At 44.9% G+C, this 26,432-nt stretch carries 24 protein-coding genes; 6 read left to right on the top strand and 18 right to left on the bottom strand.

What is annotated here, in order from left to right:
• Window positions 1-22 precede the first annotated feature (22 nt).
• Window positions 23-913 carry a farnesyl diphosphate synthase gene (locus tag JN178_RS13275; RefSeq protein WP_202261973.1) on the top strand — a complete coding sequence of 297 codons (891 nt, stop codon included), beginning with the start codon at window positions 23-25 and terminating at the stop codon, window positions 911-913.
• A gap of 32 nt (window positions 914-945) precedes the next feature.
• Window positions 946-2,823, top strand: coding sequence for a 1-deoxy-D-xylulose-5-phosphate synthase (gene dxs / locus JN178_RS13280; protein ID WP_202261974.1), 1,878 nt, complete (start codon window positions 946-948; stop codon window positions 2,821-2,823).
• Window positions 2,824-2,911: 88 nt separating this feature from the next.
• Here dxs and JN178_RS13285 read toward each other — a convergent pair whose 3' ends face one another.
• From JN178_RS13285 to lpxD, 10 genes are all read right to left on the bottom strand, one after another.
• The gene (locus tag JN178_RS13285) at window positions 2,912-3,412 is read right to left on the bottom strand and encodes a phosphatidylglycerophosphatase A family protein (protein ID WP_159626962.1); all 501 of its coding nucleotides are present in this window, start codon (window positions 3,410-3,412) and stop codon (window positions 2,912-2,914) included.
• Between the two features lie 48 nt (window positions 3,413-3,460).
• Window positions 3,461-4,426, bottom strand: a complete 966-nt coding sequence (gene thiL / locus JN178_RS13290; protein ID WP_159626963.1) for a thiamine-phosphate kinase — start codon at window positions 4,424-4,426, stop codon at window positions 3,461-3,463.
• Between the two features lie 48 nt (window positions 4,427-4,474).
• Window positions 4,475-4,897, bottom strand: coding sequence for a transcription antitermination factor NusB (nusB, locus tag JN178_RS13295; RefSeq protein WP_014979773.1), 423 nt, complete (start codon window positions 4,895-4,897; stop codon window positions 4,475-4,477).
• Between the two features lie 12 nt (window positions 4,898-4,909).
• The gene (gene ribH / locus JN178_RS13300; RefSeq protein WP_014950088.1) at window positions 4,910-5,383 is read right to left on the bottom strand and encodes a 6,7-dimethyl-8-ribityllumazine synthase; all 474 of its coding nucleotides are present in this window, start codon (window positions 5,381-5,383) and stop codon (window positions 4,910-4,912) included.
• A 244-nt stretch (window positions 5,384-5,627) separates the two neighbouring features.
• Window positions 5,628-6,728 carry a bifunctional 3,4-dihydroxy-2-butanone-4-phosphate synthase/GTP cyclohydrolase II gene (ribBA, locus tag JN178_RS13305; RefSeq protein ID WP_159626964.1) on the bottom strand — a complete coding sequence of 367 codons (1,101 nt, stop codon included), beginning with the start codon at window positions 6,726-6,728 and terminating at the stop codon, window positions 5,628-5,630.
• Window positions 6,729-6,748: 20 nt separating this feature from the next.
• A complete protein-coding gene (locus tag JN178_RS13310) occupies window positions 6,749-7,411 on the bottom strand; it encodes a riboflavin synthase (RefSeq protein ID WP_159626965.1) in 663 nt (220 codons plus the stop codon).
• Between the two features lie 20 nt (window positions 7,412-7,431).
• Window positions 7,432-8,535, bottom strand: coding sequence for a bifunctional diaminohydroxyphosphoribosylaminopyrimidine deaminase/5-amino-6-(5-phosphoribosylamino)uracil reductase RibD (gene ribD, locus JN178_RS13315; RefSeq protein ID WP_442859708.1), 1,104 nt, complete (start codon window positions 8,533-8,535; stop codon window positions 7,432-7,434).
• A 65-nt stretch (window positions 8,536-8,600) separates the two neighbouring features.
• Window positions 8,601-9,050, bottom strand: coding sequence for a transcriptional regulator NrdR (nrdR, locus tag JN178_RS13320; RefSeq protein WP_159626967.1), 450 nt, complete (start codon window positions 9,048-9,050; stop codon window positions 8,601-8,603).
• 87 nt (window positions 9,051-9,137) lie between these two features.
• Entirely contained in the window at window positions 9,138-10,394 is a 1,257-nt protein-coding gene (glyA, locus tag JN178_RS13325) for a serine hydroxymethyltransferase (protein ID WP_159626968.1), read from the bottom strand.
• Window positions 10,395-10,608: 214 nt separating this feature from the next.
• Entirely contained in the window at window positions 10,609-11,637 is a 1,029-nt protein-coding gene (gene lpxD / locus JN178_RS13330) for a UDP-3-O-(3-hydroxymyristoyl)glucosamine N-acyltransferase (RefSeq protein ID WP_202261976.1), read from the bottom strand.
• 338 nt (window positions 11,638-11,975) lie between these two features.
• Between lpxD and ettA the strand changes: the two genes are divergently transcribed.
• Both ettA and JN178_RS13340 read left to right on the top strand, forming a co-directional pair.
• Window positions 11,976-13,643 (top strand): energy-dependent translational throttle protein EttA, encoded by a 1,668-nt coding sequence (gene ettA / locus JN178_RS13335; RefSeq protein ID WP_202261977.1) that lies wholly within the window; start codon window positions 11,976-11,978, stop codon window positions 13,641-13,643.
• A 122-nt stretch (window positions 13,644-13,765) separates the two neighbouring features.
• A complete protein-coding gene (locus tag JN178_RS13340) occupies window positions 13,766-14,173 on the top strand; it encodes a PilZ domain-containing protein (RefSeq protein ID WP_202261978.1) in 408 nt (135 codons plus the stop codon).
• Between the two features lie 29 nt (window positions 14,174-14,202).
• On the opposite strand, the gene radA is transcribed toward JN178_RS13340, so the two are convergent.
• Complete coding sequence (gene radA / locus JN178_RS13345; protein ID WP_202261979.1) at window positions 14,203-15,570, bottom strand: DNA repair protein RadA; 1,368 nt, start codon at window positions 15,568-15,570, stop codon at window positions 14,203-14,205.
• Between the two features lie 258 nt (window positions 15,571-15,828).
• Between radA and JN178_RS13350 the strand changes: the two genes are divergently transcribed.
• Window positions 15,829-18,357: a PilZ domain-containing protein gene (locus JN178_RS13350; RefSeq protein WP_202261980.1), complete on the top strand. Its 2,529-nt coding sequence runs from the start codon at window positions 15,829-15,831 to the stop codon at window positions 18,355-18,357.
• A 67-nt stretch (window positions 18,358-18,424) separates the two neighbouring features.
• On the opposite strand, the gene serB is transcribed toward JN178_RS13350, so the two are convergent.
• A complete protein-coding gene (gene serB / locus JN178_RS13355) occupies window positions 18,425-19,417 on the bottom strand; it encodes a phosphoserine phosphatase SerB (RefSeq protein ID WP_232369569.1) in 993 nt (330 codons plus the stop codon).
• A gap of 135 nt (window positions 19,418-19,552) precedes the next feature.
• On the opposite strand from serB, the gene JN178_RS13360 reads away from it, so the two are divergent.
• On the top strand, window positions 19,553-20,239 hold the full coding sequence (locus JN178_RS13360) for a hypothetical protein (protein WP_202261981.1): 687 nt from the start codon (window positions 19,553-19,555) through the stop codon (window positions 20,237-20,239).
• Window positions 20,240-20,301: 62 nt separating this feature from the next.
• On the opposite strand, the gene JN178_RS13365 is transcribed toward JN178_RS13360, so the two are convergent.
• The 6 genes from JN178_RS13365 to lepA form a co-directional block, all read right to left on the bottom strand.
• Window positions 20,302-21,132 (bottom strand): TatD family hydrolase, encoded by an 831-nt coding sequence (locus tag JN178_RS13365; protein ID WP_202261982.1) that lies wholly within the window; start codon window positions 21,130-21,132, stop codon window positions 20,302-20,304.
• A gap of 27 nt (window positions 21,133-21,159) precedes the next feature.
• Entirely contained in the window at window positions 21,160-21,798 is a 639-nt protein-coding gene (gene pdxH / locus JN178_RS13370) for a pyridoxamine 5'-phosphate oxidase (protein ID WP_202261983.1), read from the bottom strand.
• Between the two features lie 110 nt (window positions 21,799-21,908).
• Window positions 21,909-22,853, bottom strand: a complete 945-nt coding sequence (gene era / locus JN178_RS13375; RefSeq protein WP_201283959.1) for a GTPase Era — start codon at window positions 22,851-22,853, stop codon at window positions 21,909-21,911.
• The gene (gene rnc, locus JN178_RS13380) at window positions 22,840-23,526 is read right to left on the bottom strand and encodes a ribonuclease III (protein ID WP_159626976.1); all 687 of its coding nucleotides are present in this window, start codon (window positions 23,524-23,526) and stop codon (window positions 22,840-22,842) included. The genes era and rnc overlap by 14 nt, the downstream gene beginning before the upstream one ends.
• Window positions 23,526-24,428: a signal peptidase I gene (gene lepB, locus JN178_RS13385; RefSeq protein WP_202261984.1), complete on the bottom strand. Its 903-nt coding sequence runs from the start codon at window positions 24,426-24,428 to the stop codon at window positions 23,526-23,528. Before lepB ends, rnc begins: the two co-directional genes overlap by 1 nt.
• Complete coding sequence (lepA, locus tag JN178_RS13390; RefSeq protein WP_159626978.1) at window positions 24,428-26,224, bottom strand: translation elongation factor 4; 1,797 nt, start codon at window positions 26,222-26,224, stop codon at window positions 24,428-24,430. Before lepA ends, lepB begins: the two co-directional genes overlap by 1 nt.
• Window positions 26,225-26,432: the final 208 nt, after the last annotated feature.

A 26,432-nucleotide genomic window follows, 5' to 3' on the forward strand; every position in this document is an offset into this window, starting at 1 on the left:
ATTTTTAACTAACAGGTAATCTATGAATTTTTCTGCTTTGCATCAGCAAGTGAAACAACAGACTGATGCATCTCTTCTTACACTAATTGACGAGTTACCCGATTACGCTCCGCGACTAAAAGACGCAATGCGTCACGCGTTGCTCGCCGGCGGTAAGCGCATGCGTCCGCTTCTTGTTCAGGTAGTGGGCAACACGCTAGACGTGCCAAAGAAAGACCAAATGGCGATTAGTATGGCCATCGAGTGTATTCATGCGTATTCCTTAGTGCACGATGATCTGCCAGCCATGGACGACGATGACCTGCGCCGCGGCATGCCTACCTGTCATATTGCCTTTGACGAAGCCACGGCAATTCTTGCTGGTGATGCGCTCCAGTCACTTGCTTTTAGTGTGCTAGCAGATGCGCCACTTAGCAATTATGCACAAACTAAGCGCAGTAACTTGCTTTCTATTCTTGCAAAAAGTGCTGGCTATTTGGGCATGTGTGGTGGCCAGGCGATAGACCTGGCAAGTACGGGCAAAACCATTTCACTCGAAGAATTAAAACAGCTGCATAAATTAAAAACAGGTGCGCTGTTGAAAGCGTGTATAGAAATGATAGCTACAGTGAGCGAAGACCTTACTGTGCAAGCTCAGGCCGATTTAATGGCATACGCGGCTGATATAGGTCTGGCATTTCAAGTTCAAGACGATATTCTTGACGTTGAAGGCAGTAGTGAGCAGTTAGGAAAACCTGCAGGCTCAGATCAGGCACTTGGCAAGAACACGTTTCCCGCCAAGTTGGGCCTAGATGGCGCCAAGCAAGAGTTAGAAGTTCTTCATAATAATGCACTTCAAGCCTTGTCGCGTTTACCCTACAATACAGACAGTTTAATTGCGTTTAGCGAGCTTTTGGTAAAACGCGACCACTAGCCACGCGCCATGTTGAAAAAGATAATAAGTACATGAGTTTAGATCTCCAACATTACCCAACGCTTGCGCTTGCGCAAACACCAGAAAAGCTGAGACAGCTGCCTCAAGACAAGCTGCGCGAGTTAGCTGATGAGTTGCGTGAATATTTACTTAATTGCGTAAGCCAAACAAGTGGCCATTTTGCCTCAGGCTTAGGTACAGTCGAATTAACGGTGGCGCTGCACTACGTGTATAACACGCCATTCGACCGATTATTGTGGGATGTTGGGCACCAGGCCTACCCACACAAAATTCTCACCGGTCGTGCAGAGCGCATGAGCACAATCCGTCAAAAAGATGGACTGCATCCCTTTCCATGGCCTCCAGAGAGCGATTATGACACCTTTGCAGTGGGTCATTCGTCTACCTCAATTAGTGCAGCCCTGGGAATGGCGGTTGCCGCGGAAAAAGAAGGCAAAGACCGCAAAGTAGTTGCCGTTATTGGCGATGGCGCTATGACAGCAGGTATGGCATTTGAAGCGCTGAACCACGCTGGCGATATCAAAAAAGATATGGTTGTGGTGCTTAATGACAACGAAATGTCGATTTCTGAGAATGTAGGTGCATTAAATAGTCATTTGGCTAGATTACTCACCGGTAATTTCTTTAACTCTATTCGTGATGGTGGCAAAAGGCTGCTAAGTAATGTGCCGCCTATTAAAGAGTTCGCCAGCCGTGCTGAAGAGCACTTAAAAGGCATGGTAGTACCTGGTACCATTTTTGAAGAATTAGGTTTTAACTATATCGGCCCAATTGACGGCCATGATGTTAACGCTGTTGTCGATACCTTGCGCAATATGCGTAAATTTGAAGGCCCTCAGTTGCTGCATGTAGTAACTAAAAAAGGAAAAGGCTATGCCGTAGCCGAACAGGATCCTATCAAGTTTCATGCTGTGCCTAAATTCAACCCTGCTGATAATGCGCTTCCTAAATCAAAACCTTCAGCCCCTACCTATTCGGCTATTTTTGGTAAGTGGTTATGTGATATGGCAGCCCAAGATCCTAAGTTGATGGCTGTTACCCCCGCGATGCGCGAAGGCTCAGGAATGGTTGAGTTCTCGCAGCGATTCCCAGACCAATACTTTGATGTTGCCATCGCAGAGCAGCACGCCGTCACGTTCGGTGCAGGATTAGCAAAAGATGGCATGAACGCGGTTGTAGCAATTTACTCTTCATTTTTACAACGCGCTTATGATCAGCTAATTCATGATGTCGCCATTCAAGATTTACCTGTGTTATTCGCGATTGATAGAGCGGGCATTGTTGGCGCTGATGGCCCAACCCACCAGGGCGCATTTGATATCGCCTTTTTACGCTGTATCCCTAACATGGTGGTTATGGCCCCTGCGGACGAAAATGAATGCAGACAAATGCTCTATACAGGCCACAAGCTTCAAAAACCAGCAGCGGTGCGTTATCCGCGTGGCGCTGGTATGGGCATTACACCAGATGAGGAAATGACAGCGCTTGAGATTGGTAAATCTCGTCTGATACGTTCATCAAGTGTGGATGATGGCAAGCGCGTCGCTATTTTAAATTTTGGTTGTTTATTACCTTATGCAATAGAAGCGGCTGAAGAATGCAATGCCACGGTTATTGATATGCGCTTTGTGAAGCCGTTAGACGGCGAAGCTGTAATGAATGCGGCCAGTGAACACGATGCACTCATAACGCTAGAAGACGGCTGCATCATGGGTGGAGCGGGCAGCGCAGTACTGGAACATTTGCAACAAAACGGCGTATTGAAGCCAGTGAAGATGTTAGGGCTGCCTGATAGCTTTATTTTGCAAGGTACGCAGCAAGAAATGTATAACGTGCATGGTTTGGATACCAAGGGTATCGTTAGCGCAATACAGGAACTCACGAAATAAAGCGAGTTCACTAAGTTCCTATTCAAGCATATACAAAAAGCCCGCAAACGCGGGCTTTTTTATATTAGGTAAGTGTGGGGTTACACGCTTATATAAACTGCAGTGACGCAGGCCAAAACCACATTAATAGATGTAAACATCCGCAAGCCATAGCACCAGCAATTAAATCGTCTAACATGATACCTGTACCGCCGTGTAAGCGTTTATCAATGATACCTATTGGCCAAGGCTTTAAAATATCAAACAAACGAAATAAGACGAATCCAATCACTAAAGTAGACAGCGAGATTGGGACAAGCAGAAATGTCACAAACATGCCCGCTATTTCATCCCACACGATAGAACCATGATCGTGCACTTGCATATCATCTGCAGTTTTGCCGCAAAGATATATACCAACAATAGAAAATATAAGTGTGAGCGCGACGAACGAAATAATCGATACATTGGCACATAAAACAAGCAAAGGGATTGCTGCTAATGAGCCAAACGTACCTGGCATAAAAGGCACTAGACCACTACCAAAGCCAAGAGCCAGAAAATGTACCGGATTCTTCATACTGACTCTGGCGCGATACTCTGCTTGCATAGTGGTTTCTCTTATTTAGCGTAGTACTTAAAGTTTACATTGTGCAGCCTAAAAGCTGTGCTCGTAACCTGAAGGATTGGTAGGCGTATATTTTACGTTGTCTTTAAGCAAACTAAGCGAACCAGACTGCCCCGTTAACTGTCCAATACAAGTAGCCTTTACATTGGTACTCGCCAAAGATGTTTCAAGACTGCCACGCTGCTCTTCACCAACAGTAAAAATGAGCTCATAGTCATCGCCAGCCGATAATGCGTACTCAATGGCTTGCTCTGGTGAAACTGCACTAGTAAGTGCTCTGGATAACGGTAACCTGTCGACATGCACATTTGCACCGCAATTTGACGCATTAAGAATATGGCCTAAATCAGAGATCAGCCCATCTGAGACATCAATGCACGATGTTGCAATACGGCGTATAGCTGTACCTACAGCCACACGTGGTGTGGGAAAGTAATGACGATTTATTAACACGTCTTTCGCTTCACCTGCCACTTCAATATTGTTCTGCAGAATATCCAGACCTGCACCTGCATCACCCAAAGTTCCCGTTACATAAACCCAATCACCAGGCTTAGCACCACTTCGCGTTAACTCAGAGCCAGGTGGGATGAAGCCTTGGGCAGTAATGGTCATTGCCATAGGCCCTTTAACGGTGTCACCACCAATTAACTGAACTGAGTAGTATTGAGTAAGCTCATGTAACCCACTGACAAAGTCGTCAAGCCAAGGCTCATTCACTTCAGGCAAAGACAACGACAAACTAATCCAAGCTGGCTCGGCGCCCATGGCAGCCAAATCACTTAAGTTTACGGCAACCGTTTTGTAAGCTACCGATTTGGCAGGTGCATCTTTTAAGAAGTGTACGCCAGCTACCAGTGTATCTGTGGTAACAGCGAGTTGTTGATTTTCTGGAACCGTTGTTACAGCACAATCATCACCAATACCAATAACAACATCTTTGCGTTTGTGGCCACTGTTTGAGAAATAGCGGCCGATAAGATCGAATTCTTTCACGATAATTTTTAAACCCATTTAGCGGCAATCCTTGCCGCCACGGTAAGGTTAGTCGCGCTCATCTTTGCGCAATGTGCGCACAGCTTTATCCAATGCGCCATTAATGAACTTATGACTTTCTTCGGCACCAAAAGCCTTAGCAAGTTCAATCGCTTCATTAATAATTACGCGATAAGGCACATCGATGCGCTCTGTCAGCTCTAGTGTCGCAATGCGAAGAATGGCTTTTTCAATAGCGTCCAGTTCTTCAGGCAAACGGCCTAAGTAAGGCTTGATTGTCGCATCAAGATTGCTTGCATTGTGTGCTACACCACGCAACAAAGCTTGAAAATACGCCATATCCACCTTTTGCATGTCATTACTGGTTGCTAATGCCAGTTCAACTTGCTGGATATCGTTGTGACTCATTTGCCATGAATAGACGCCTTGTAGGGCTAATTCACGGGCTTTACGACGAGCTGAAACTTTCACTTAATGTTTACCTTAAAGCTTTTCAACAGCATCGATTACGTTAACCATTTCAAGCGCGCCTAGTGCAGCTTCTGCACCTTTGTTACCCGCTTTGGTCCCTGAACGTTCGATTGCTTGTTCAATTGAATCTGTTGTAATCACGCCAAATGATACTGGCACACCGTACTCTAGTGATACTTGCGCAAGACCTTTATTACATTCGCCAGCAACAAAATCGAAATGCGGCGTGCCGCCTCGAATAACTGCACCTAGCGCGATGATGGCATCAAATGACTTTTTCTCGGCGAGCTTCTTAGCCACTACAGGTAACTCGTAAGCACCAGGTACACGTACTAGCGTGATATCATCATCACTTACTTCACCGTGACGCTCTAGCGTGTCTAATGCACCTTCTAGTAAGCTTTCTACAACAAAGCTATTAAAGCGTGATACTACGATAGCAAACTTCTTACCGGTTGCTCTGATATTACCTTCAATTACCTGCATGGTTTCATTCCTCGAGAAAAAACGGCGCGAAGTATACCACAACTACGCCCAAACTAAATCGATTGTTTATTTAACTTTAACTATTCATCAAGTACTAGCTGCGCGCACTTTGGTGTGGAGGGGGCATGTCCATCGCAAACCCTCCACCGCATGGATGCGGTGGCGGAGCGTACATGGATGTATTCATTGCGTGTTTGCGATGGACATGCCCCCTCCACGCTCTTAAATAGTGCGATCTGCGGTACTAGTCGTGAACGTACTCCACGACTTCAAGGCCATAACCTGACAAGGCGTGATATTTAATGGGTTTGCTCAACAAGCGCATTTTGTGCACGCCCATCGATGCTAGAATTTGGCTACCAACGCCGATAGTGCGTGATGAGCCTTGCCAGTCTGCACCAGTAGGACGCTCACCTCTATCTTCAGCTGCAAAGCGACGTACTTGATGTTCAATATGTTCTTCCTTACCTAACAGTACCAACACACCGCCTTCTTCTGATATTTTGCGCATGCCATCAGCAAGCGTCATCGAGCGATGAATACCGCGGGTCGAGCCGAGAAGATCACTAAAGGTATTGTGAAGGTGAACACGTACTAACGTTGGCTCATCTTCTTTGATGTCACCTTTTTTCAATGCAAAATGCAGTTGGTTATCAATACTGTCTTTAAATGTGTGAAGTTCAAAGTCGCCATATTCGGTTGGCATATTACATTGTGCCACTTTCTCGATAGTGGTTTCGTTTAAGTTTCTATATTCGATAAGATCGGCAATAGTACCAATTTTAAGATTGTGCTTTTCGGCGAACTTCTCCAGCTCAGGGCGGCGCGCCATGGTGCCATCTTCATTAAGAATTTCTACAATCACGCCTGCAGGCTCAAGCCCTGCCAATCGCGGTAAATCAACCCCAGCTTCAGTGTGGCCAGCGCGATTTAACACACCACCATCTTTGGCAATAAGTGGGAAGATATGCCCAGGCTGAACAATGTCAGTAGCTTTAGCGTCTTTAGCAACCGCTGCAAGTATTGTCGTAGCGCGATCTGCCGCAGAAATACCAGTCGTTACCCCCGTAGCAGCTTCAATCGAAACCGTGAAATTAGTAGAAAACTGCGCTTCGTTTTTATCTACCATTAGCGGTAAATTCAGTGTTCGGCAGCGTTCTTGCGTCATTGGCAAACACACTAGGCCGCGTGCATGGGTAACCATGAAGTTTATGGCTTCAGGGGTGACATGCTCAGCCGCCATAATCAGATCGCCTTCATTTTCGCGATCTTCATCATCCATCAGAATAACCATCTTGCCCTGACGAATGTCTTCGATAATTTCTTGTGTAGTGTTAAATGCCATAATTTGTGCTTCTTGTAGGGTTATCTTTTTAAAAATCCGTTCTCGGCTAAAAATGCCATATCAATGCCTTTGCTTTTCGGTTCAGCCGCTTTGTCACCTAGCATTAACCGCTCTAAGTATCGTGCGATAACATCTACTTCAAGGTTAACTGCTGTACCGACTTTATACGTGCCCATAATCGTTTCTTTTAATGTATGTGGAATGATCCACAACATAAATTCAGCGCCATTAACTTCATTAACCGTAAGGCTAATCCCATCAACGGTTATACTGCCCTTGTGCGCAATATACTTGGCAAGATCTTCGGGTGCTTTCACCCAAAATTCTATGTAGTCGGCGTGTTTAATGATTTGAGTTACTGTACCAACACCATCGACGTGACCAGAAACAATATGTCCACCAAATCTGTCAGTTGGACGCATTGCCTTTTCCAAATTAACAGTAGAACCCGATGAATAATGCGCAAACCCCGTCAATTTGATGGTTTCTGCTGAAACGTCTGCACAGTAGAAGTCTTTGCCCATATCTGTAACAGTTAGACACACACCGTTAGTGGCAATGCTGTCTCCAAGCGCCACATCAGACATGTCTAAGGTAGGTGACGATACAGTAAGGCGGATGTCATTTCCGCGGTTATCCAACTTCTGGATAGTGCCTAGCGCCTGAATAATTCCGGTAAACATAGATTTCCTCTTAAGCGAAGTTAGCGTGTTGTGTTGCTAACATCTGGACGGAAGATAAGCTTAATATCGTTGCCCACCTGCCGATTTTCAATGAGCGTCAGTGAAATAGATTGATCAAGCGATGTAAAATCGGGCAAATTCACCATACTGATGCCTTTATCGCCTAATAATTTAGGCGCTTGATAACAAATAAGTTCATCAACTAAGCCTTTACTAAGTAATGCTCCAGCAAGTCCGGGCCCGGCTTCAACCCATACTTCATTGTATTGCTTGTCACCAAGCGCTTGCAAAAGCGCACTAAGATCAACTTTTCCCTCTTGCTCATCTACGCAAATAAAGTGTTCACTGGCGGTATCTGGCTGGGCCTGTGTGGTAGCAATAAGTGTGGTGTGACCATCTTTCATCAGCTGGTAGTCTTGACCTAGCGCGTTCTTGCTATCCACGACTACTCGGGTAGGTTGCCTCACTTCCTCTAAAGGGTAATCTGTAAAGCCCGCTTCATTTACTCTTACCAATAGACTTGGATCGTCGGCTTTGACGGTACCAGAGCCTGTCAGTACCGCGCAGCTTTTTGCGCGATAATGTTGCACATCGCGTCTTGCCTCAGCCCCTGTGATCCATTGGCTAACGCCATTGCTCAGCGCTATTTTACCATCCAAGCTAATGCCGAGTTTTACTCGAACAAAGGGTATACCCGTCAACATACGTTTGATAAAGCCAGGGTTCAGCGCTGCAGCTTCAGCAGCCATTACATCGCTAACCACTTCAATACCAGCATCTTGTAGAATGCGAATACCATTTCCACTTACATTAGGATTGGGGTCAGTCATCGCTATTACTACGCGTGCAACCTGCGCTTTCACTAGCGCTTCAGCACAAGGCGGTGTTCTACCAAAATGGCTGCAAGGCTCTAACGTGACATAAGCCGTAGCCCCTTTCGCGCCCTGCTTTCTTGAAAGCGCGGCTTCTCTTAATGCGTGAACTTCCGCATGAGGAGTACCGGCTTGAATATGGAAGCCTTCGCCAATCAATTGATTACTTTCATCGACAATAACACAACCAACGCGAGGGTTAGGTGACGTGGTGTAAAGGCCTTTTTTGGCAAGTTGGATAGCTTTTGCCATCCAATGATAGTCTCTATTTATAATAGCGTGGTCCACAATTTATCCTGTGATAAGCGGGTTTCGCCTCAGTCGCCCAATCGTGCTATTTCTTCTCCAAACTCTCTAATATCTTCGAAGGAGCGGTAGACCGATGCAAAGCGTACATAAGCAACTTTATCTAGCTCTTTAAGGGCTTTCATTATTAAGTTACCCAGCAGCTCACTTTCTACTTCTCGCTCACCTGTCGCGCGAAGCTCAGACTTAAGCGATAAAATACATTGCTCTACTTTTTCGGTACTGACGGGACGTTTTTCTAGCGCACGTTGTAGCCCAGCACGCAATTTATCTTCATTAAACGGCTCTCTAGAGCCATCGCGCTTGATTACGCGAGGCATAACCAATTCTGCGCTTTCAAATGTGGTAAAGCGTTCATGGCAAACGATGCATTCGCGACGTCTGCGCACTTGATGCCCTTCCGCTACAAGGCGAGAATCAATCACTTTGGTTTCTTGCGCGGAGCAGAAAGGGCAAAACATAAAATATCCTTAACAATTGCGTACTTAGGTTCTCATCAGAGTTATCTCTGCATTACTACCAAAGTACGCAATAAAAGACAAACCTATTTACTTGTAAACAGGGAATTGCGCGCAAAGCGCTACAACTTCGCCTTGCACACGCTTGATAACAGACTCATCGCCCATGTTGTCAAGGATGTCACAGATCCAGCTTGCAACTTGCTTTGCTTCTTCTTCTTTAAAGCCACGACGAGTAATTGCTGGACTACCGATACGCAGACCACTGGTTACAAACGGTGAACGCGGATCATTTGGCACCGAGTTTTTATTAACCGTGATGTTCGCTGCACCTAATGCTGCATCAGCATCTTTACCTGTGATGTCTTTGTCAATGAGGTCGAGAAGGAACAAGTGGTTATCAGTACCACCAGAAACAATCTTGTAACCACGCTCAATCATTACTGCAACCATGGCTTTCGCATTTGCAACAACCTGCTGCTGATACGCTTTGAACTCTGGCTGAAGTGCTTCTTTGAACGCCACCGCTTTAGCCGCAATAACGTGGCAAAGTGGACCGCCTTGGTTGCCTGGAAATACCGAGCTATTTAGCTTTTTGTAGATAGTCTCATCACCACAAGCAGAAAGGATCAAACCACTGCGAGGGCCTGCAAGGGTTTTATGAGTCGTCGTTGTCACTACATGCGCGTGAGGAAGCGGGTTAGGGTAAACACCAGCTGCAACTAGTCCAGCAACGTGGGCCATGTCAACTAATAGAAACGCGCCAACGCTGTCAGCAATTTCACGGAACTTAGCCCAATCTACAACGCCAGAATACGCAGAGAAACCACCAATAATCATTTTCGGTTTGTGCTCTTTCGCAAGCGCTTCTACTTGAGCGTAGTCAATTTCACCCGTTTCTTTGTTTAGACCGTACTGAACCGCATTGTAGGTTTTACCAGAGAAGTTTACGTGAGAGCCGTGAGTAAGGTGGCCACCTTCAGATAAGCTCATACCTAATACAGTATCGCCAGCATCTAGCAATGCCATAAATACCGCAGAGTTAGCTTGAGAACCTGCGTGTGGCTGTACATTTGCGTATTCCGCACCGAAAAGTTCTTTCGCACGATCGATTGCTAACTGCTCAACAACGTCAACGTGCTCACAACCACCGTAGTAGCGCTTGCCCGGGTAACCTTCTGCATACTTATTAGTAAGTTGTGAACCCTGCGCTTCCATCACGCGTGGGCTACAGTAGTTTTCAGAGGCAATTAGCTCAATATGATGTTCTTGACGCTCAACCTCTTTTGCCATTGCATCGGCTAATTCTGGGTCAAAGTCAGCTATGTTCATTTCGCGAGAAAACATGGGGGCTCCTTAACTGCGGTTTTAATGTGGCGTAAAATAATACCAATCTGCATAAGTGACTGCGGTATTGCCAATAGCCTATGCAGGTTAGTATCTGCGCCGATAGCTCAATTTGAGGCCATATTCTAGTCATTTTCAGCCTCGTGTATACCGCTTTATTACGAAATTAATACAAATGGCGTAGGTTTAACGATATACCTACGCCGATATTCAATTAGCGCTGTTTTTCGAGCATTTTAACGCGGTCAAAAAGGCTTCCAATTTTCTGCAGGCGAACTGTATTTTTTCGCCATTCACGATTAGTTTGCGCAGGTTGTCCTGAAGAATAAACACCCGGCTCAGTGATATCTTGAACAATCATGGTATAGCCAGTGACCTGTACGTTGTCACAAATACTAATGTGTCCATTAATACCCACACCACCGCCAATGATGACGTGTTTACCAATATGGCAACTACCTGCAATTCCAGTAGCACCGCATATGCAAGAGTGATCCCCTATTATGCAATTGTGACCAATCTGGACTTGATTATCGATTATGACATTGGTGCCAAGAATTGTGTCTTCCATAGCACCTCTATCAATACTGCTACTTGCACCAATTTGGCTGTCATCACCAATGCGGACTGACCCTGTTTGAGGAATAGGTAGCCACACTCCTTTATCATTTGCGTAACCAAAACCAGCGGCGCCAATCACCGTTTGGCTATGGACAGTAACCCGCTTGCCTATCACCACATCGTGATAAATAGTCACATTTGGATGAATAACTGACGCTTCCCCGATGTGCGTGCCTTTGCGAATAACCGAGTTGGCACCAATGGTTACGCGATCACCCAGTACAACATTATCTTCAATGATCACATTGTGTCCCAGTGACACATCACTACCTATACGCGCTGACGGCGCAATGACTGCTGATTCTGAAATTCCGTTTGCTACAACAGGTGTGGTATCAAAAAGCTGAGCTATGCGAGCAAAAGCCGCGTGAGGATTAGCAACAACTAACGCTGGTACCGGACTATCATCTTTTAAACTTTCATGAAGAATAACAGCCCCTGCTTTTGTATCTTTTAATTGCGGCTTATATTTAGGGTTAGTAAGAAAAGAAATCTGATGTTCAGCAGACCCAGCAAGGGTGCCAACCGCAGAGATGACAACACTGCCCTCTCCCTGAACTGCACCGCCAACGTGATTAGCGAGTTCTTCCAAACTAAATGTGCGTTTATTCATAGCAGTCATGCGATGTACCTGTTCGGATGTTTAATGACTATATGGCGCATATCCTATTGCCTTACAATGCAATAGTGGCAAACATGCACCAACTTTATTGTTGACTAAGTTTACATTAAATCGCCACACGCTTTGATATTTTAATCGCACATTTCTCGGTAAGTGCTCAAAATTACAGCAAGAATAGGAGTAAATGACGATAGCCTCTGGCACAATCTATCCTGTTACGAGTAGAATACGACACCATCTATTTCAGTTTGTATACGCTCTAATCAAGTCGTTTTGTAAAGGGTGTTATCAAATTTGACTAATTCTTTTGTTTTACCGCTTTCTAGCGAGGATCGAGCATGGCTCAATACGTATACAGTATGCATCGCGTGGGCAAAATTGTTCCACCGAATAGACACATTTTAAAAAATATCTCTCTTAGTTTTTTCCCCGGCGCAAAAATTGGTGTGCTTGGTTTGAACGGTGCTGGTAAGTCGACACTACTGCGCATAATGGCGGGTATTGACACAGACATCGAAGGCGAAGCCCGTCCTCAACCAGGTCTTAAAGTGGGTTATCTACCCCAAGAACCCCAATTAGACGAATCTAAAGACGTTCGAGGCAACATTGAAGAAGCCGTTGCTGATGTTAAACATGCGCTGACTCGTCTTGACGAAGTGTATGCTGCATATGCTGACCCAGATGCCGATTTTGACGCGCTGGCAAAAGAGCAAGGCGAGCTAGAAGCAATTATCCAGTCGAAAGATGGTCACAACCTAGACAACGCATTAGAGCGTGCAGCAGATGCACTTCGCCTACCGCCTTGGGATGCTGATGTAAGCAAGTTATCAGGGGGTGAACGCCGTCGTGTTGCGCTGTGTAGACTATTACTTGAAAAGCCTGAAATGCTGCTGCTAGACGAACCCACTAACCACTTAGATGCAGAATCAGTGGCATGGTTAGAACGTTTCCTACACGACTACGAGGGTACCGTAGTCGCGATTACTCACGATAGATACTTCCTAGATAACGTTGCTGGCTGGATATTAGAACTTGACCGTGGTGAAGGTATTCCATGGGAAGGCAATTATTCATCATGGCTAGAACAAAAAGAAAACCGCTTGCAACAGGAAGAGCGTGCTGAAACAGCCCGCATGAAGAGCATGAAACAAGAGCTTGAATGGGTACGTTCAAACCCGAAAGGCCGTCATGCAAAAAGCAAAGCCCGTATGGCGCGCTTTGAAGAGCTATCGACTAGCGATTATCAAAAGCGCAATGAAACAAATGAGCTTTTCATTCCACCAGGCGAGCGCCTAGGTGACAAAGTTATCGAAGTCACTAACCTTAAGAAGTCTTATGGCGATCGCGTGCTTATTGACGACCTTTCATTCAAAGTACCTAAAGGTGCGATTGTCGGTATTGTCGGTCCTAACGGCGCAGGTAAGTCAACACTGTTTAGAATGCTAACCGGTGCTGAGCAACCAGACTCGGGTAACATCGATTTAGGTGAAACGGTGCACATTGCTGCGGTAGAACAGTTCCGCGACCACATGAACGAAAACAACACCGTTTGGAAAGAGATTTCTGACGACCAAGACATTATCCGAATCGGCAACTTTGAAATAAACAGCCGTGCATATTGTAGCCGTTTTAACTTTAAAGGTACTGACCAACAGAAGTTCATTAAAGACCTATCCGGTGGTGAGCGAAACCGTGTACACCTTGCCAAGCTATTGAAAGCGGGCGGCAACGTATTGCTTCTGGATGAGCCAACTAACGACTTGGACGTTGAAACACTACGAGCACTTGAAAATGCACTATTGGAATTCCCAGGCTGCGCAATGGTTATCTCGCACGACCGCTGGTTCCTTGACCGTGTGGCAACACACATTATGGATTACCGTGACGAAGGTAATATTAATTTCTTTGAAGGCAACTACTCAGATTATGAGAGTTGGTTGAAGCAAGAGTTTGGACAAGATGTAGTTGAGCCACATCGTCTTAAATATAAGCGAATGGCCAAATAACGCGATAGTTGAACGCTGTCCACATGTGTTGCCAAAAGCCCTCATTATCGAGGGCTTTTTTATTGCCATGCGCCCTGAATTGTCCAATACTGAGCATAAGAAAAGGCAGAAGGTAGTGTGGCATGACAGATAAGCGCCAGTTTCAGCGAGTATCATTAGACGTAAATGGGATACTGTCTCATAGTAATACCGATATAGAGGTAATGGTCAGTGACGTATCACTACAAGGAATAAAGCTTCAAGCTATGGAATCAGCGCTTGCTCATCTGCCTTTTGACAGTCATGAACCTTACATTGCGAAGTTTCAAGCTAACGATGACAGCCCACTTATTACCTTGTATATCTCCCAGCTCTATCGACATTCAGATAGCCGCAAAGATATGGTTTCACTGGGTTGCAAGGTTGAACGAATGGACGTAGACAGTGTAAGTGCGCTTCGCAGATTAATAGCACTAAATAGCGCAGATATGGATATTGAGGAAAAAGACTTAAATGCACTGGTTAATGCGGTTTACCAAACACCTCGATAAACCACATCATAGTGTTACAAGTTAACGCTCTACTCGAGAGCGTCAAGTGCTTCTGATAGACGCGAAACAGGTACAATTTTCATTCCATTGATAGGCTGTTTTGGCGCATTGGCTTTGGGTACGATTGCTCGCTTAAAACCGTGTTTAGCAGCTTCAATTATACGCTCGGTTCCATTTGGTACAGGCCGTATTTCACCTGCCAAACCAACCTCTCCAAATACAATCAAATCACGGGGCAACGCGCGATTTCGAAAACTTGAAATCATGGCTAGCAACAACGCTAAGTCTGCACTTGTCTCGGAAACTCTTACGCCCCCTACTACATTCACAAATACATCTTGGTCGTTCATTTGCACATTGCCATGACGATGCAAGACTGCCAAAAGCATCGATAAACGATTTTGATCTAGCCCCACTGCAATTCGTCTAGGATTCGACATTTGGGAATAATCAACCAGCGCTTGAATTTCAACAAGTAGCGGTCGCGTCCCCTCCCAGATAACCATCACACTTGACCCTGGCGTTTCATTCTCACCGCGACTGAGAAAAATAGCCGAAGGATTGCTCACTTCCTTTAATCCTTTCTCAGTCATCGCAAAAACGCCCAACTCATTTACTGCGCCAAAACGGTTTTTGTGACTGCGCAATGTGCGATAACGCCCGTCACTTTCTCCCTCTAGCATCATTGAACTATCAATACAGTGCTCAAGCACTTTAGGGCCCGCGAGATTGCCATCTTTTGTGACATGACCCACAATAAACATGGCAATGTGATTTTGCTTTGCAAAACGCGTCAAATACGCAGCACTCTCTCTCACTTGAGAAACACTGCCAGGTGCCGACTGTACGTCAGAGACATGCATAACCTGAATGGAGTCAATAACCATAATCTTAGGCTTTTGGGTAAGCGCCAAATCACAAATGGTCTCGACATTGGTTTCAGCAAGCATCATTAACTTGTCATCAGGTAGGTTCAGACGCTTTGCGCGCATTGCAACTTGCTGCAACGACTCTTCACCAGTGACATAAAGTGCCTTTTCTACTTTTGCCATCTGACACATGACTTGTAAGAGCAGTGTACTTTTCCCTGCTCCCGGCGAGCCGCCTATCAACATTGCTGCGCCAGGCACAATACCACCACCAAGTACTCTATCGAGTTCTTTAAACGTAGAGCTAAATCGAGGCAATGACTCAAGGTCAATGGCATTCAAAGTCTCAATTTTTGCAGCAGTTTGCCCAGCATAACCGGACGACGATTGACGCGTAGATGCTTTGGCACTGGCTACAACAAACTCACTTATTGTATTCCATGCTTTACATTCTGAGCACTGCCCCTGCCAGCGTGGAAACTCTGCGCCACAGTCGGAACATACATAAGCGGTTTTACGTTTTGCCATATTGCTATTTTATCCGTCACATAAAAGGAGTATTCTATCACCAACATCAACAATATAAGTACACCCCGCAAGACCTTTTTACACGGTAGAGGATCGTTAACTGTCTACACATCATATCATGCCAATATTTGGGCTACATTGTTACAGACAGCCGTGGATTTCAGGGACAACAAGGTCTAAAGGCTTCATATTAATGAGTTTGGCTGAATTGCCGATAACAACTAAAATAATGATACTTAAAGACAAAGTTGCGCATTCATGAGTCAAGATTTAAAGCAATATGCTGACATAATAGACCAGCTAAAGCCTATGGTTAATGAACCTGAGTTCAACCAAGTATTGCTTCAGATCGCGTCTGACGTTCCCAAAGAAAAACGCTTTCTTATCAAGATGGAAGTAAAGCGCTTGGCAAAGCCTTGCTTGCGCACCATCGATTTACGCGGCCACGTTGACGGCAAGTGTAACAAATATGTTCATGAAGGCCGCACTCACTACATGGATGAGATAGCGGTTGATAAGTTTGAAGAGCAATTGCGCGTTTTCGGAAGGTATACCTATGGCGTATACGAAGCCGTCCAAAACACCGAAAACAACTTCCGTTTAATGCGCGAGAAAGAGTTAGCGCAGGAACGCGCAGACAAAGAGAGCCCGCAAATAAAGAAGCGGTCTGCGGTGTTAGAACAATTCAAGGTTCCCACAGTTAACTTATTAGATTACCAACAGCGTAACGCCGAAAGGATGAACTTTGCTGTCGCGGTAGAAATCTTCGATAAGTCAGGGCAATCGGTCAGAGGACTAAGCGTCGACATTTCACTGAAAGGTCTTCAGGTCAAACTTTCTAAAGACACCTTTTTTCGCCAAGACGAAACACTCTTTATTTACTTTAGAGGGCTAGAAAGTGAGTTTGCGTTAGACAAAAAAAATGGTATTGCTTATAAACTCGTAAAAGTTAGCACAAAGAATGACGTCAATTACCTAGCGCTGCAACGGGATGCTGATTATCCAAATACCGCTTTTGATAAGTTTCTAGATAACTTTATTACCGGCAACAAACGCCGCTATAAAGTAAATATGACCAATACCTTAGACGCCATAAAAAGTAAAATTTGCGAACAGTACTTTTCACCTCGTAGCCCAACGCTCCCCGTTTTTATTGATGTGATTAACTCTACCATGGTACCGCGCTATGCAATGATGAACGAAGTGAATAGGGAAACCATTCATTATTGGCAAGATGAAGAAGATGTCTGCCGATTAAATTTTTTGCTAACGCAAGAGCGGCTAACGCGTTTAGTCAATAAGCCTGAAGATGCAAGAGAGATTTTTGTATTTAGCTTTACGCACCTACAAAATGATAAGGTCTATTTCTATTCAGCGTCTTACGAAGAGTTACTTCAAAAAGAAATTCTTGCAAAGGTGTTCTTAGGATTTGGCAGTAAAAAAGTAAGTTGGCGCGTGTTTAAGATTACACTGACCGAAATGACGCCAGAACAAGCGTACATACCCTTATCTATTCCAGATTCGGTAGGCAATAAAGTTAAAAAGTTAAACACCCCACCGTCTGCAAGACTGATGTCAAAGCTAAAGAACTTACGTTACTTAGCACACATTACCGATGTTACATCTGTTACCGGCCAAGAAACATATAACGAATTTAAGTTTAATCGCGATAACTTAACGCACCTGCGCAATTTTGGTCATCCTCGCAATCGGGCGCCTTCAAACATTCAAATTGTTCGCTTTAAATACGAAGAACAGCGGATAGAAAGTCGCTATCAACTAAGAACACAAATTGAAGCGCGCTTTAATTCCGACGATATTGTGCACAAAGGGATAAGTGAAGATATCTCTGTTCACGGTTTAGGTCTTCGTATTGAATTAAGTAAAGAATACAAAGGTACACTTGATGGTCGAGTGGAAGTCGCGTTTCCACGACTTCAGGAAATCACCAAAAATTTTGATGTTATGCATCTTCAATACGACATTGTGTATCACAATGTCGAAAAGAACATACTTCATTTAAAAGCAGTTGCCGGCGATGAGGGTAAAAGTGCACGCTTATTTTTTGAAGAGCTTATCAAGAAAAACAAGAGCAGCTTAAAGGTTGAGTCTGACGAAGAAGAAGTGCCGGGTATGGGGCAAGCATTGCGTTGTATTAACGCACGAAATGCGACCTCACTTTCATTTCTGATGAATAAAGAAGGCATTCGCTATACGCCTCAAGCTTGTATCATTGGCAAACAAGATGAACGCGTAACAACCCTGACTACTCAGTTTGCAGAGCAAGACAAAGTCAATTTGGAGTTCTTTTTCAGAGATAGAAAGCAGGAGTCACCTTTCGTACAAAGCGGTATTAAAGCCGTTAAACTCGAAAACATGCCGCTAAGAGAAGAGTTATTTATCTCATTTGACGTCTCGCAAAAAGACCCAAGAATGGCGATAATTCCCCGCTATTCGCATAAATTTGACGATAACGAACAGCGCAGAGCATTTATCAAAGAAGCGATGACGCGTGGTCAATTTATCGCTTTACATATAATGCTGACCACAACGGGTAAGCCAGACATGACGATGCTGCAAACCGAAATTAACTACGTCACTATGTACGCCATGCATCGTGCTCGTGACCTAGAAAAGCAGATGTGGAGTATTGCTGCGTGTTCCCACCTTATCGATGTGACCGACGAGGTGTTAATACGCTATGGATTTAGTATTGAAGATGTTACGGCTAATAAAACGTTAAAGAGCGCATCACACGCCGCATCGTTTTTTGCAAATCAAGCATAGTTAACTAATTTGAAAACTCACCGCAACAAAAGAGCGCCATTTAGCGCTCTTTTTTCGTTAGTACACTTTAAGAGCCTAAGAAGTACAGCATACTGTGTAAACTTCCCACGCGGATTGCTACATCAGCCTTTTCGTTAACAAGTGGTTTTCCATGGCATGCGACACCCAGTGCTGATTGCGCCATCATAACAAGATCGTTTGCGCCATCTCCCATTGCCACAGTTTGACTACATGGGATAGACCATTCACGGGCCAACGTTTCTACGGTGCGCGCTTTGACATCTGCATTAACAATTTCCCCTACTACTTTACCTGTTAGCTTGCCGTCACTGATTTCCAACGTATTAGATATTGCATAATCAAGTCCCAGCCTTTCTTTGAGGTAATCTGCGAAATAGGTAAAGCCTCCTGAAGCAATGGCAAGTTTCCATTTATGTTGCTTGAGAGTTGATAACAGCACTTGAATGCCAGGCATAAGAGGAATGCTGTCTCGAATTTGCGCGAGGTGAGCTACCGGCACATTTTCAAGACAAGCCACCCGGTGCACCAAGCTATCATTAAAGGCTATTTCTCCGCGCATGGCCTTAGCGGTAACTTCAGCAACCTGCTCCCCCACACCAGCTAGCTTTGCAATTTCATCAATACACTCTATAGCAATAACCGTGCTATCCATATCCATTACCAACAGACCTGGCGTATCAAGACGTGGTCGCTCTCCTTGGACACCTACATCAATGTTAAATGATGCACTGACCCCTGAGAGGGTTTTATTAAGGACTTCACGCTCAACACTCTCTAGGTTTCCCCTTACCTCTACGACGTCATCTCCAAACTGTTGATGCAGCGCATGAAATGCAATACTTACTGGCGTAAAACGGTGTGCTAAAGCCGATAAAGCGCCTGCCAGTAAATGGCCTGTGAGGGCCTGACCAGCGATGGTTAAAGTGTGAGAAAACGCGACTTCAGAGTGTTGCTTTGAAACAAAGGAGACTAACGCGCTAGCACTATGGCGAGCATCATCAGTTTGAGCACTTAACAGCGTGTCGATGGTAGATTGCACGGGGTATATCCGAAAATGATTGATGAACTAATGCTAACCAATTACCTCTTCTAATAAAATATCCTCTTTTAAATTATTTCGAGTTATCCTAGTGTTAGAAGTATTAAGCATTATCAATAAATAAAGGCGGCACTATTGGCAAACGCTAATCCACCAAAGTATGTGCAAGCTAACAACGACTCCCACTCGGTATATACCGCACTAAAGAGGTTGTTTCACACGCTTGTAGTGTGTGTTGTTATAGCACTTGCTGTCGCACTGGTTTTGTTGTTCCAGCAATATCAGCAAGATTGGCTAACCGTGCAAACACGCTTCTCTGGTGAAAGTATCGCTAGACAATACGCAAAGCTATTGCAACCCTCACACTCAAGTGACGAAAGTGTTGATGATGATGTTACGCATGGCGCCACAACTAACACTTCTCAAACAGGTTTAACGCGCGCGCGTATCGAAAAAATTACTGCTGTCTTGACACAAGAACCACACATTGTAGGGGTCTCGGTTTTTGATAAAGATGGACGATATTTGGCTCCCCTACCAAAAATCGACAGCGTCGTTGCCATGAGTCAAACAGATGGCCTTACCCCCCTAACCTACGTCGAACCCGTTACCAATGAAAACGGTGTGGTTTTAGGGTATGTAAACATTCACATGAATACCCAAGCGGTGCTTGAGAGCCCGCTAACCTTACGTTATCAGTTAACATTGATTGCATGTATCTTGGTTTTTCTTGCCTTGCTTTTGGGGATTTATGTCACCAGAGGGTTCTATAAGCTGCGTCCGTGGGTAATTGACACTATCGAGTCTAAACGGTTTAAGTAAATGAGATTTGCTGAGGCAATTAGGTAGGCCTGTGTATAGGACATAACTGGCTAATCACTTCCCTAAACCCTTTCACCTAAAAAAACCCGCTGGTAATTCTTTGTCGTTTGTTTCTTTAATACCATAGCACTTACGCCTGTAATCGACGTAAGTGTATCGATTACATCTCCAATATAACGAGGTAAATTTGGCTGACCTTGGCGACCTTGCATCGGCATATCAGGCGAATCGGTTTCAAGCAATAACGAGTCTAGGTGGTGCTTGACGAGATAGGCGACTGTGTCTCTCGTTTTCTTGGCGCGTTCGTACGTAATAGTGCCTCCTATACCCAAGCACAACCCACGGTCAATATAACGCTTAGCGACATCTATACTGCCTGAGAATGCATGTACAACACCACCATATTTAGGCTGTGTTTTCTTAAGGGCTTCAAACAATAAATGGTGGCTTTTTCGGTGATGTAAAATAACGGGTAAGGCAACGTCATTGGCAATAGTGAGTTGCGCATCCAGCACGTTCTGCTGAAGAGGCATTGGCACTTGTATATGCCCATCTAAACCCGTTTCGCCTATCGCTTTAACTGACGAATGCATAGTTTCACATGCATGCTCCAGCGCACTTATTAAATACGAGATAGTGCCGTCTCGGCCCACCGCAGCAACTTGCTCGGCATGTTGAGAGTGTGACAAAAAATAGGGGTGGAGGCCTATTGCGGTATCGATGGAAACAACATGGCTGTACTGCTCACTTATCTTCTGAAGCACCTGCCATGACGCTATCGTCACGCCAGGAGCAAGGATCCGCTCTACTCCCGCAAGTGCTGCCCCTTTGATAACGTTATCTATGTCATCAGCCAGCGGGGCAAGATTAAGGTGACAATGACTATCTATCATGAAGCGCCCATTTAATCGCGGTTAGCGCTATGGCATCAAGCGCTGAGTGGTCCAGGTGTCGTCGGCCGCTCTATTATACTCAAACCGATCGTGTAGCCTGTCTTCTCCGCCCTGCCAAAACTCTATTTGATGTGGCACTATTCTGAAGCCTCCCCAAAAGTCTGGAACTGGAAGCTCTTTGTTAGCAAACTTATCTTTTAGCTGTTTGAACTGGGTAAGCAATAATTCGCGACTACTTATTGGCTTACTTTGTTTAGATGCATAAGCCGCAAGTTGACTGTCTTTAGGGCGAGAGAAAAAGTAGCTAGCATTCTCAGACACTGACAGCTTTTCCACCGTGCCGCACACTCGAACTTGACGTTCCATAAAAAACCAAGGGAAATGGCAAGAGACTTTAGGGTTTACCGCGAGCTCTTGTGCTTTTCGACTGCCCAAATTAGTAAAGAAGACGAATCCTTTTTGACTCACATCTTTGAGTAAAACAATACGCTGCGAAGGCTGCCCAGTTGCATCTACCGTTGCAACCGTCATCGCGGTTGGATCTGGAATGCCTGCGGCGATGGCGTCGTTAAGCCACTTATCGAATAAAAGAAAAGGATTAGAAGTTAAATCTGACTCACTCAAAGACCCTTTTGAGTACTGCCTGCGCATATCTGATATTGCCATATCACGCTCCCGCGTTATACCGATATTAATAATTTGAGATGATAACGAGAAGGGGCGATGCCAAGATCACTTGGCATCAGACTTACGGTTTAATGTATAGCGATATTCGTTTAGAAATTGCTGTCGTCACCGTAACCAAGAGAGCGCAGCGCGCGTTCGTCATCAGCCCACCCTTGCTTCACTTTAACCCACAACTCTAAGAAAACTTTGTTATCAAACAAGTTTTCCATATCTTTTCGCGCTTGTTCACCGATAGTTTTAAGGTGCTTGCCACCCTTACCAATGATCATGCGCTTTTGTGTTTCCCGCTCAACCAAAATAAGACCACTGATGCGATAAACACCATTTTCAGCCATCTTAAATTGTTCAATTTCAACTGTCGTTGAATAAGGCAATTCATCGCCTGTGAAACGCATGAGTTTTTCTCGAATAATCTCAGCAGCCATAAATCGACTTGAGCGGTCGGTTATATAGTCTTCTGGGAAGAAGAATTCACTTTTTGGTAGCGATTCAGCCACAAGATCGCGAATGCCATCGATCATTTTTCCTTGCTTGGCACTAACGGGAATAATGTGCTCAAAAGCGTGCTTTTCACCCAGCTTTTGAAGGTGCACCATAAAGGCCTCTTTGTTCTCTACTTTGTCCATCTTGTTGACAATAAGATAGCAAGGCAGATTTGACTGCTTCACCTTCGACAGTACCATTTCATCTTCGCTGTTAAAGCGATCGCCTTCCACGACGAACAGCACGAGGCCCACTTCAGCCAAAGAGCTCGATGCTGCGCGGTTCATGTAACGGTTTATAGCACGTTTTTCGTCTTGGTGAAGTCCGGGCGTGTCAACATATATAGCTTGGTAATCACCGTCGGTATCAATTCCCAAAATGCGATGCCGCGTTGTTTGGGGTTTGCGCGAGGTAATACTGACCTTCTGACCAAGAAGTCGGTTGAGAAGTGTTGATTTACCCACATTTGGACGACCAACAATAGCCACTAGACCACAACGTGTTTGGACATCAGGCAATGCACCAGACTCGGTTTCATTATGCGTTGTCATCTAGCTTCTCCAAGGTTAAACGCGCAGCTTCTTGTTCTGCTTTACGACGGCTATTGCCTGACGCAACTACAGCGTCACTTAGGCTTTCTACTTTGCAGCTCACTTCAAATGTCTGCGCATGATCTTTACCCGAAATCGACAATACTTCGTAGGTAGGTAGTGCTTGCTTGCGACCTTGTAAAAACTCTTGAAGGCGTGTTTTGCTATCTTTGGGGTGCGCATTAGGGTCGAGCTTTACAATGCGCGACTCCCATAATCGGTCGATAACACCACGCACTTCGTCCATACCTGAATCTAAGTATATTGCCCCTAGAATCGCTTCTACCGCATCGGCCAAAATTGAACTTCTTCTATGGCCTCCACTTTTAAGCTCACCAGGGCCTAGGTTGAGCAGTTCTCCAACGCTCGCCTCTTTCGCCAACTCTGCCAATGTTTCTCCTTTAACCAAGGTAGAACGCATACGCGTGAGTTTTCCTTCGGGAACCGTAGGAAAACGCTTGAAAAGCGTCTCCCCTACTATCATACCGAGTATAGCATCACCCAAAAACTCTAAGCGCTCGTTGTGCTGCTTTGCTGCGCTTCTATGGGTTAGCGCTTGTTCTAATAGCGCTTCATCGTTAAATGTGTAACCTATCGCTTTGTACAAACGACGATATTTATCAATACCTTGCATTAATGAATGCCACCTACACGCTCAAATCGAACTCCGGTTGGAACCCACGAAGGAAGGGCATCAGAAGGCTGTCGTTCAAATTCAAATGATATCCAAATAGCGACTGCTTTGCCCACTAGGTTTTCATCAGGTACAAATCCCCAGAAACGACTGTCTCGGCTATTATCACGGTTATCACCTAGCACAAAATATTGACCTTCTGGAACTATCCATTCGTTACTGCGCGTACCAGGTTGGGTGTAGAAGTTGACTGGTGATATTTCACGTACTGGATGACGTAATATATCGTGCTCTACTGTGCCCAAATCTTCGGTGTAACGCATCAGTTGCGCCATATCTTGTACAAACTCTCCGCGCTCCTTGAAATCAAGTGGCACCGCCTTTAGCTTTGGACAGTTACTGCCAGTTTCACATTTGGGTTTAATGTAGACCTGCTTGTTTTGATACACCACTGTATCGCCGGGTAACCCGATAACACGCTTGATATAATCTATCGAAGTGTCTTCTGGATATTTAAAAACAACCACATCACCGCGCTCAGGAACACCCGTTTCAATCATTTTGCTTCTGAATACCGGATCTTTAACACCGTATGCGAACTTCTCTACCAAGATAAAATCGCCTACTAACAAAGTAGGCATCATCGAACCTGAGGGTATCTGGAACGGCTCGTATAGAAACGAGCGCAGTACCAACACAAACGCAATTACAGGGAATATTTGCTGTGAGGTATCTACTAAATAAGGAAGCTGGGGATCTTCTCCGTACGCCGCACCCTCTGCGGTAGCCGCGGCCTGCAGACGCGCTTTGCGTTTAGGCGCAAACACTAGGCTGTCCACTAGCCAGATTAGCCCTGTCACTAAGGTGAGTGCAACCAAAATCAGGGAGAAGTAATTCGCCATTATTTACCTACCTTGAGTACTGCGAGGAATGCATCTTGTGGTAACTCAACATTACCCACCTGCTTCATTCGCTTCTTACCTTCTTTTTGTTTTTGAAGTAGCTTTTTCTTACGGCTAACGTCTCCGCCGTAACATTTTGCAATTACGTTTTTACGCAACTGTTTAACTGTGCTTCGTGCAACAATATGGTTGCCAATAGCTGCCTGAATTGCAATATCAAACATTTGGCGAGGAATCAGCTCGCGCAGTTTCTCTACGAGTTCACGACCTCGGCCTTGTGAGTTTTCTCTGTGGGTAATCACAGCTAATGCATCCACTCGTTCACCATTGATTAGAATATCAACCCTTACCATGTCTGAGGTTTGGAATCGTTTAAAGTTATAATCAAGTGATGCAAAGCCACGACTGGTTGACTTCAATCTATCGAAGAAATCAAGCACTACTTCTGCCATTGGCAGCTCATAGGTTACTGCTACTTGCTTACCGTGATATGTCATATTGGTTTGCATACCACGCTTCTCAACACATAGCGTAATAACGTTACCCAAGTACTCTTGAGGAACAAGAATGTTCGCTTCAACCATAGGCTCGCGAATTTCGGCAATGTCGTTAACGGGTGGTAACTTAGCTGGGCTATCTACGGTGAGAATCTCGCCCTTGGTGGTTTCTACTTCGTAAATTACTGTAGGGGCTGTCGTGATAAGTCCGAGATCGTATTCGCGCTCTAAACGCTCTTGAATAATTTCCATATGAAGCATGCCTAGGAAACCAATACGGAATCCGAAGCCTAATGCTGCCGAGCTCTCTGGCTCATAGAAAAGAGACGCATCATTTAAGCTTAGTTTAGCGAGTGCATCGCGGAAATCTTCGTAATCATCAGAACTTATTGGGAAAATGCCCGCATATACCTGTGGCTTCACTTTTTTGAACCCAGGAAGCATTTCTTTTGCTGGCTCCCTTGCAAGGGTGATCGTGTCACCAACGGGCGCTCCTTGGATATCTTTGATACCCGCAATAATGAAGCCTACTTCACCTGCTCGTAGCACACCTGTTTCAAGAGGTTTTGGCGTAAACACACCAATTTTGTCGACCTGATGAGCTTGGCCATTCGACATAATTTGAATTTTGTCTTTTTTGGTCAGCTGCCCTTCGACAATACGTACCAAAGACACAACACCTTGATAGTTGTCGAACCAAGAGTCGATGATAAGTGCTTTTAATGGCGCCTCTCGATCACCTTGAGGGGGTGGGATCTTGTTAACAATAACTTCTAATACGTCTTCAATACCAATGCCCGTTTTCGCAGAGCAACGCACTGCGTCTAACGCATCAATACCAACAATGTCTTCTATTTCTTCGGCAACGCGATCAGGCTCTGCTTGAGGCAAGTCAATTTTATTAAGAATTGGAACAACTTCCATATCCATTTCAATGGCTGTGTAACAATTTGCCAAGGTTTGCGCTTCAACCCCTTGCCCTGCATCAACAACCAACAATGCACCTTCACAGGCCGCAAGAGAGCGCGATACTTCATAAGTAAAATCAACGTGTCCTGGCGTGTCGATGAAGTTTAACTGATAGGTTTCACCATCTCGTGCTTCATAGTTTAACGTAACGCTTTGCGCTTTAATGGTAATACCGCGCTCTTTTTCTAGGTCCATTGAATCGAGAACCTGCTCAGCCATTTCGCGATCGGAAAGCCCTCCACAGTGCTGAATTAGACGGTCAGAAAGCGTAGACTTACCGTGGTCAATGTGGGCGATAATACTGAAATTACGAATGTGCGACTGTTGCATAATGCTGGAAGTTACCTGCAGAAAAATTCATTAAACAAAATAAAGCTACGAGTTATACGCAGCGCGAGCGGATTTTACCCATTTCTTAAGCGAAAAGCGAATTCGCATGACGTAATTTTGGTGATATTTGCGATGTGTAGATTTACACGGGTATTGAAACTACCTCAGATGGTGATCATTCGGCCGTATTTTTTGTTTTGCAGCTTAA

Origin of the sequence: Alteromonas sp. KC3 (genome assembly GCF_016756315.1) — a bacterium.
Lineage (GTDB): Bacteria > Pseudomonadota > Gammaproteobacteria > Enterobacterales > Alteromonadaceae > Alteromonas.

What these genes read in the sequence shown, in the direction of transcription:
- JN178_RS13275 (WP_202261973.1), top strand. Translation starts at nt 23, where the DNA reads ATGAATTTTTCTGCTTTGCATCAGCAAGTGAAACAACAGACTGATGCA.
- dxs (WP_202261974.1), top strand. Translation starts at nt 946, where the DNA reads ATGAGTTTAGATCTCCAACATTACCCAACGCTTGCGCTTGCGCAAACA.
- JN178_RS13285 (WP_159626962.1), bottom strand. Translation starts at nt 3,412, where the DNA reads ATGCAAGCAGAGTATCGCGCCAGAGTCAGTATGAAGAATCCGGTACAT.
- ribH (WP_014950088.1), bottom strand. Translation starts at nt 5,383, where the DNA reads ATGCAGGTAATTGAAGGTAATATCAGAGCAACCGGTAAGAAGTTTGCT.
- ribBA (WP_159626964.1), bottom strand. Translation starts at nt 6,728, where the DNA reads ATGGCATTTAACACTACACAAGAAATTATCGAAGACATTCGTCAGGGC.
- JN178_RS13310 (WP_159626965.1), bottom strand. Translation starts at nt 7,411, where the DNA reads ATGTTTACCGGAATTATTCAGGCGCTAGGCACTATCCAGAAGTTGGAT.
- ribD (WP_442859708.1), bottom strand. Translation starts at nt 8,535, where the DNA reads ATGGCAAAAGCTATCCAACTTGCCAAAAAAGGCCTTTACACCACGTCA.
- nrdR (WP_159626967.1), bottom strand. Translation starts at nt 9,050, where the DNA reads ATGTTTTGCCCTTTCTGCTCCGCGCAAGAAACCAAAGTGATTGATTCT.
- glyA (WP_159626968.1), bottom strand. Translation starts at nt 10,394, where the DNA reads ATGTTTTCTCGCGAAATGAACATAGCTGACTTTGACCCAGAATTAGCC.
- lpxD (WP_202261976.1), bottom strand. Translation starts at nt 11,637, where the DNA reads ATGACTGCTATGAATAAACGCACATTTAGTTTGGAAGAACTCGCTAAT.
- ettA (WP_202261977.1), top strand. Translation starts at nt 11,976, where the DNA reads ATGGCTCAATACGTATACAGTATGCATCGCGTGGGCAAAATTGTTCCA.
- JN178_RS13340 (WP_202261978.1), top strand. Translation starts at nt 13,766, where the DNA reads ATGACAGATAAGCGCCAGTTTCAGCGAGTATCATTAGACGTAAATGGG.
- radA (WP_202261979.1), bottom strand. Translation starts at nt 15,570, where the DNA reads ATGGCAAAACGTAAAACCGCTTATGTATGTTCCGACTGTGGCGCAGAG.
- JN178_RS13350 (WP_202261980.1), top strand. Translation starts at nt 15,829, where the DNA reads ATGAGTCAAGATTTAAAGCAATATGCTGACATAATAGACCAGCTAAAG.
- JN178_RS13365 (WP_202261982.1), bottom strand. Translation starts at nt 21,132, where the DNA reads ATGATAGATAGTCATTGTCACCTTAATCTTGCCCCGCTGGCTGATGAC.
- pdxH (WP_202261983.1), bottom strand. Translation starts at nt 21,798, where the DNA reads ATGGCAATATCAGATATGCGCAGGCAGTACTCAAAAGGGTCTTTGAGT.
- era (WP_201283959.1), bottom strand. Translation starts at nt 22,853, where the DNA reads ATGACAACGCATAATGAAACCGAGTCTGGTGCATTGCCTGATGTCCAA.
- rnc (WP_159626976.1), bottom strand. Translation starts at nt 23,526, where the DNA reads ATGCAAGGTATTGATAAATATCGTCGTTTGTACAAAGCGATAGGTTAC.
- lepB (WP_202261984.1), bottom strand. Translation starts at nt 24,428, where the DNA reads ATGGCGAATTACTTCTCCCTGATTTTGGTTGCACTCACCTTAGTGACA.
- lepA (WP_159626978.1), bottom strand. Translation starts at nt 26,224, where the DNA reads ATGCAACAGTCGCACATTCGTAATTTCAGTATTATCGCCCACATTGAC.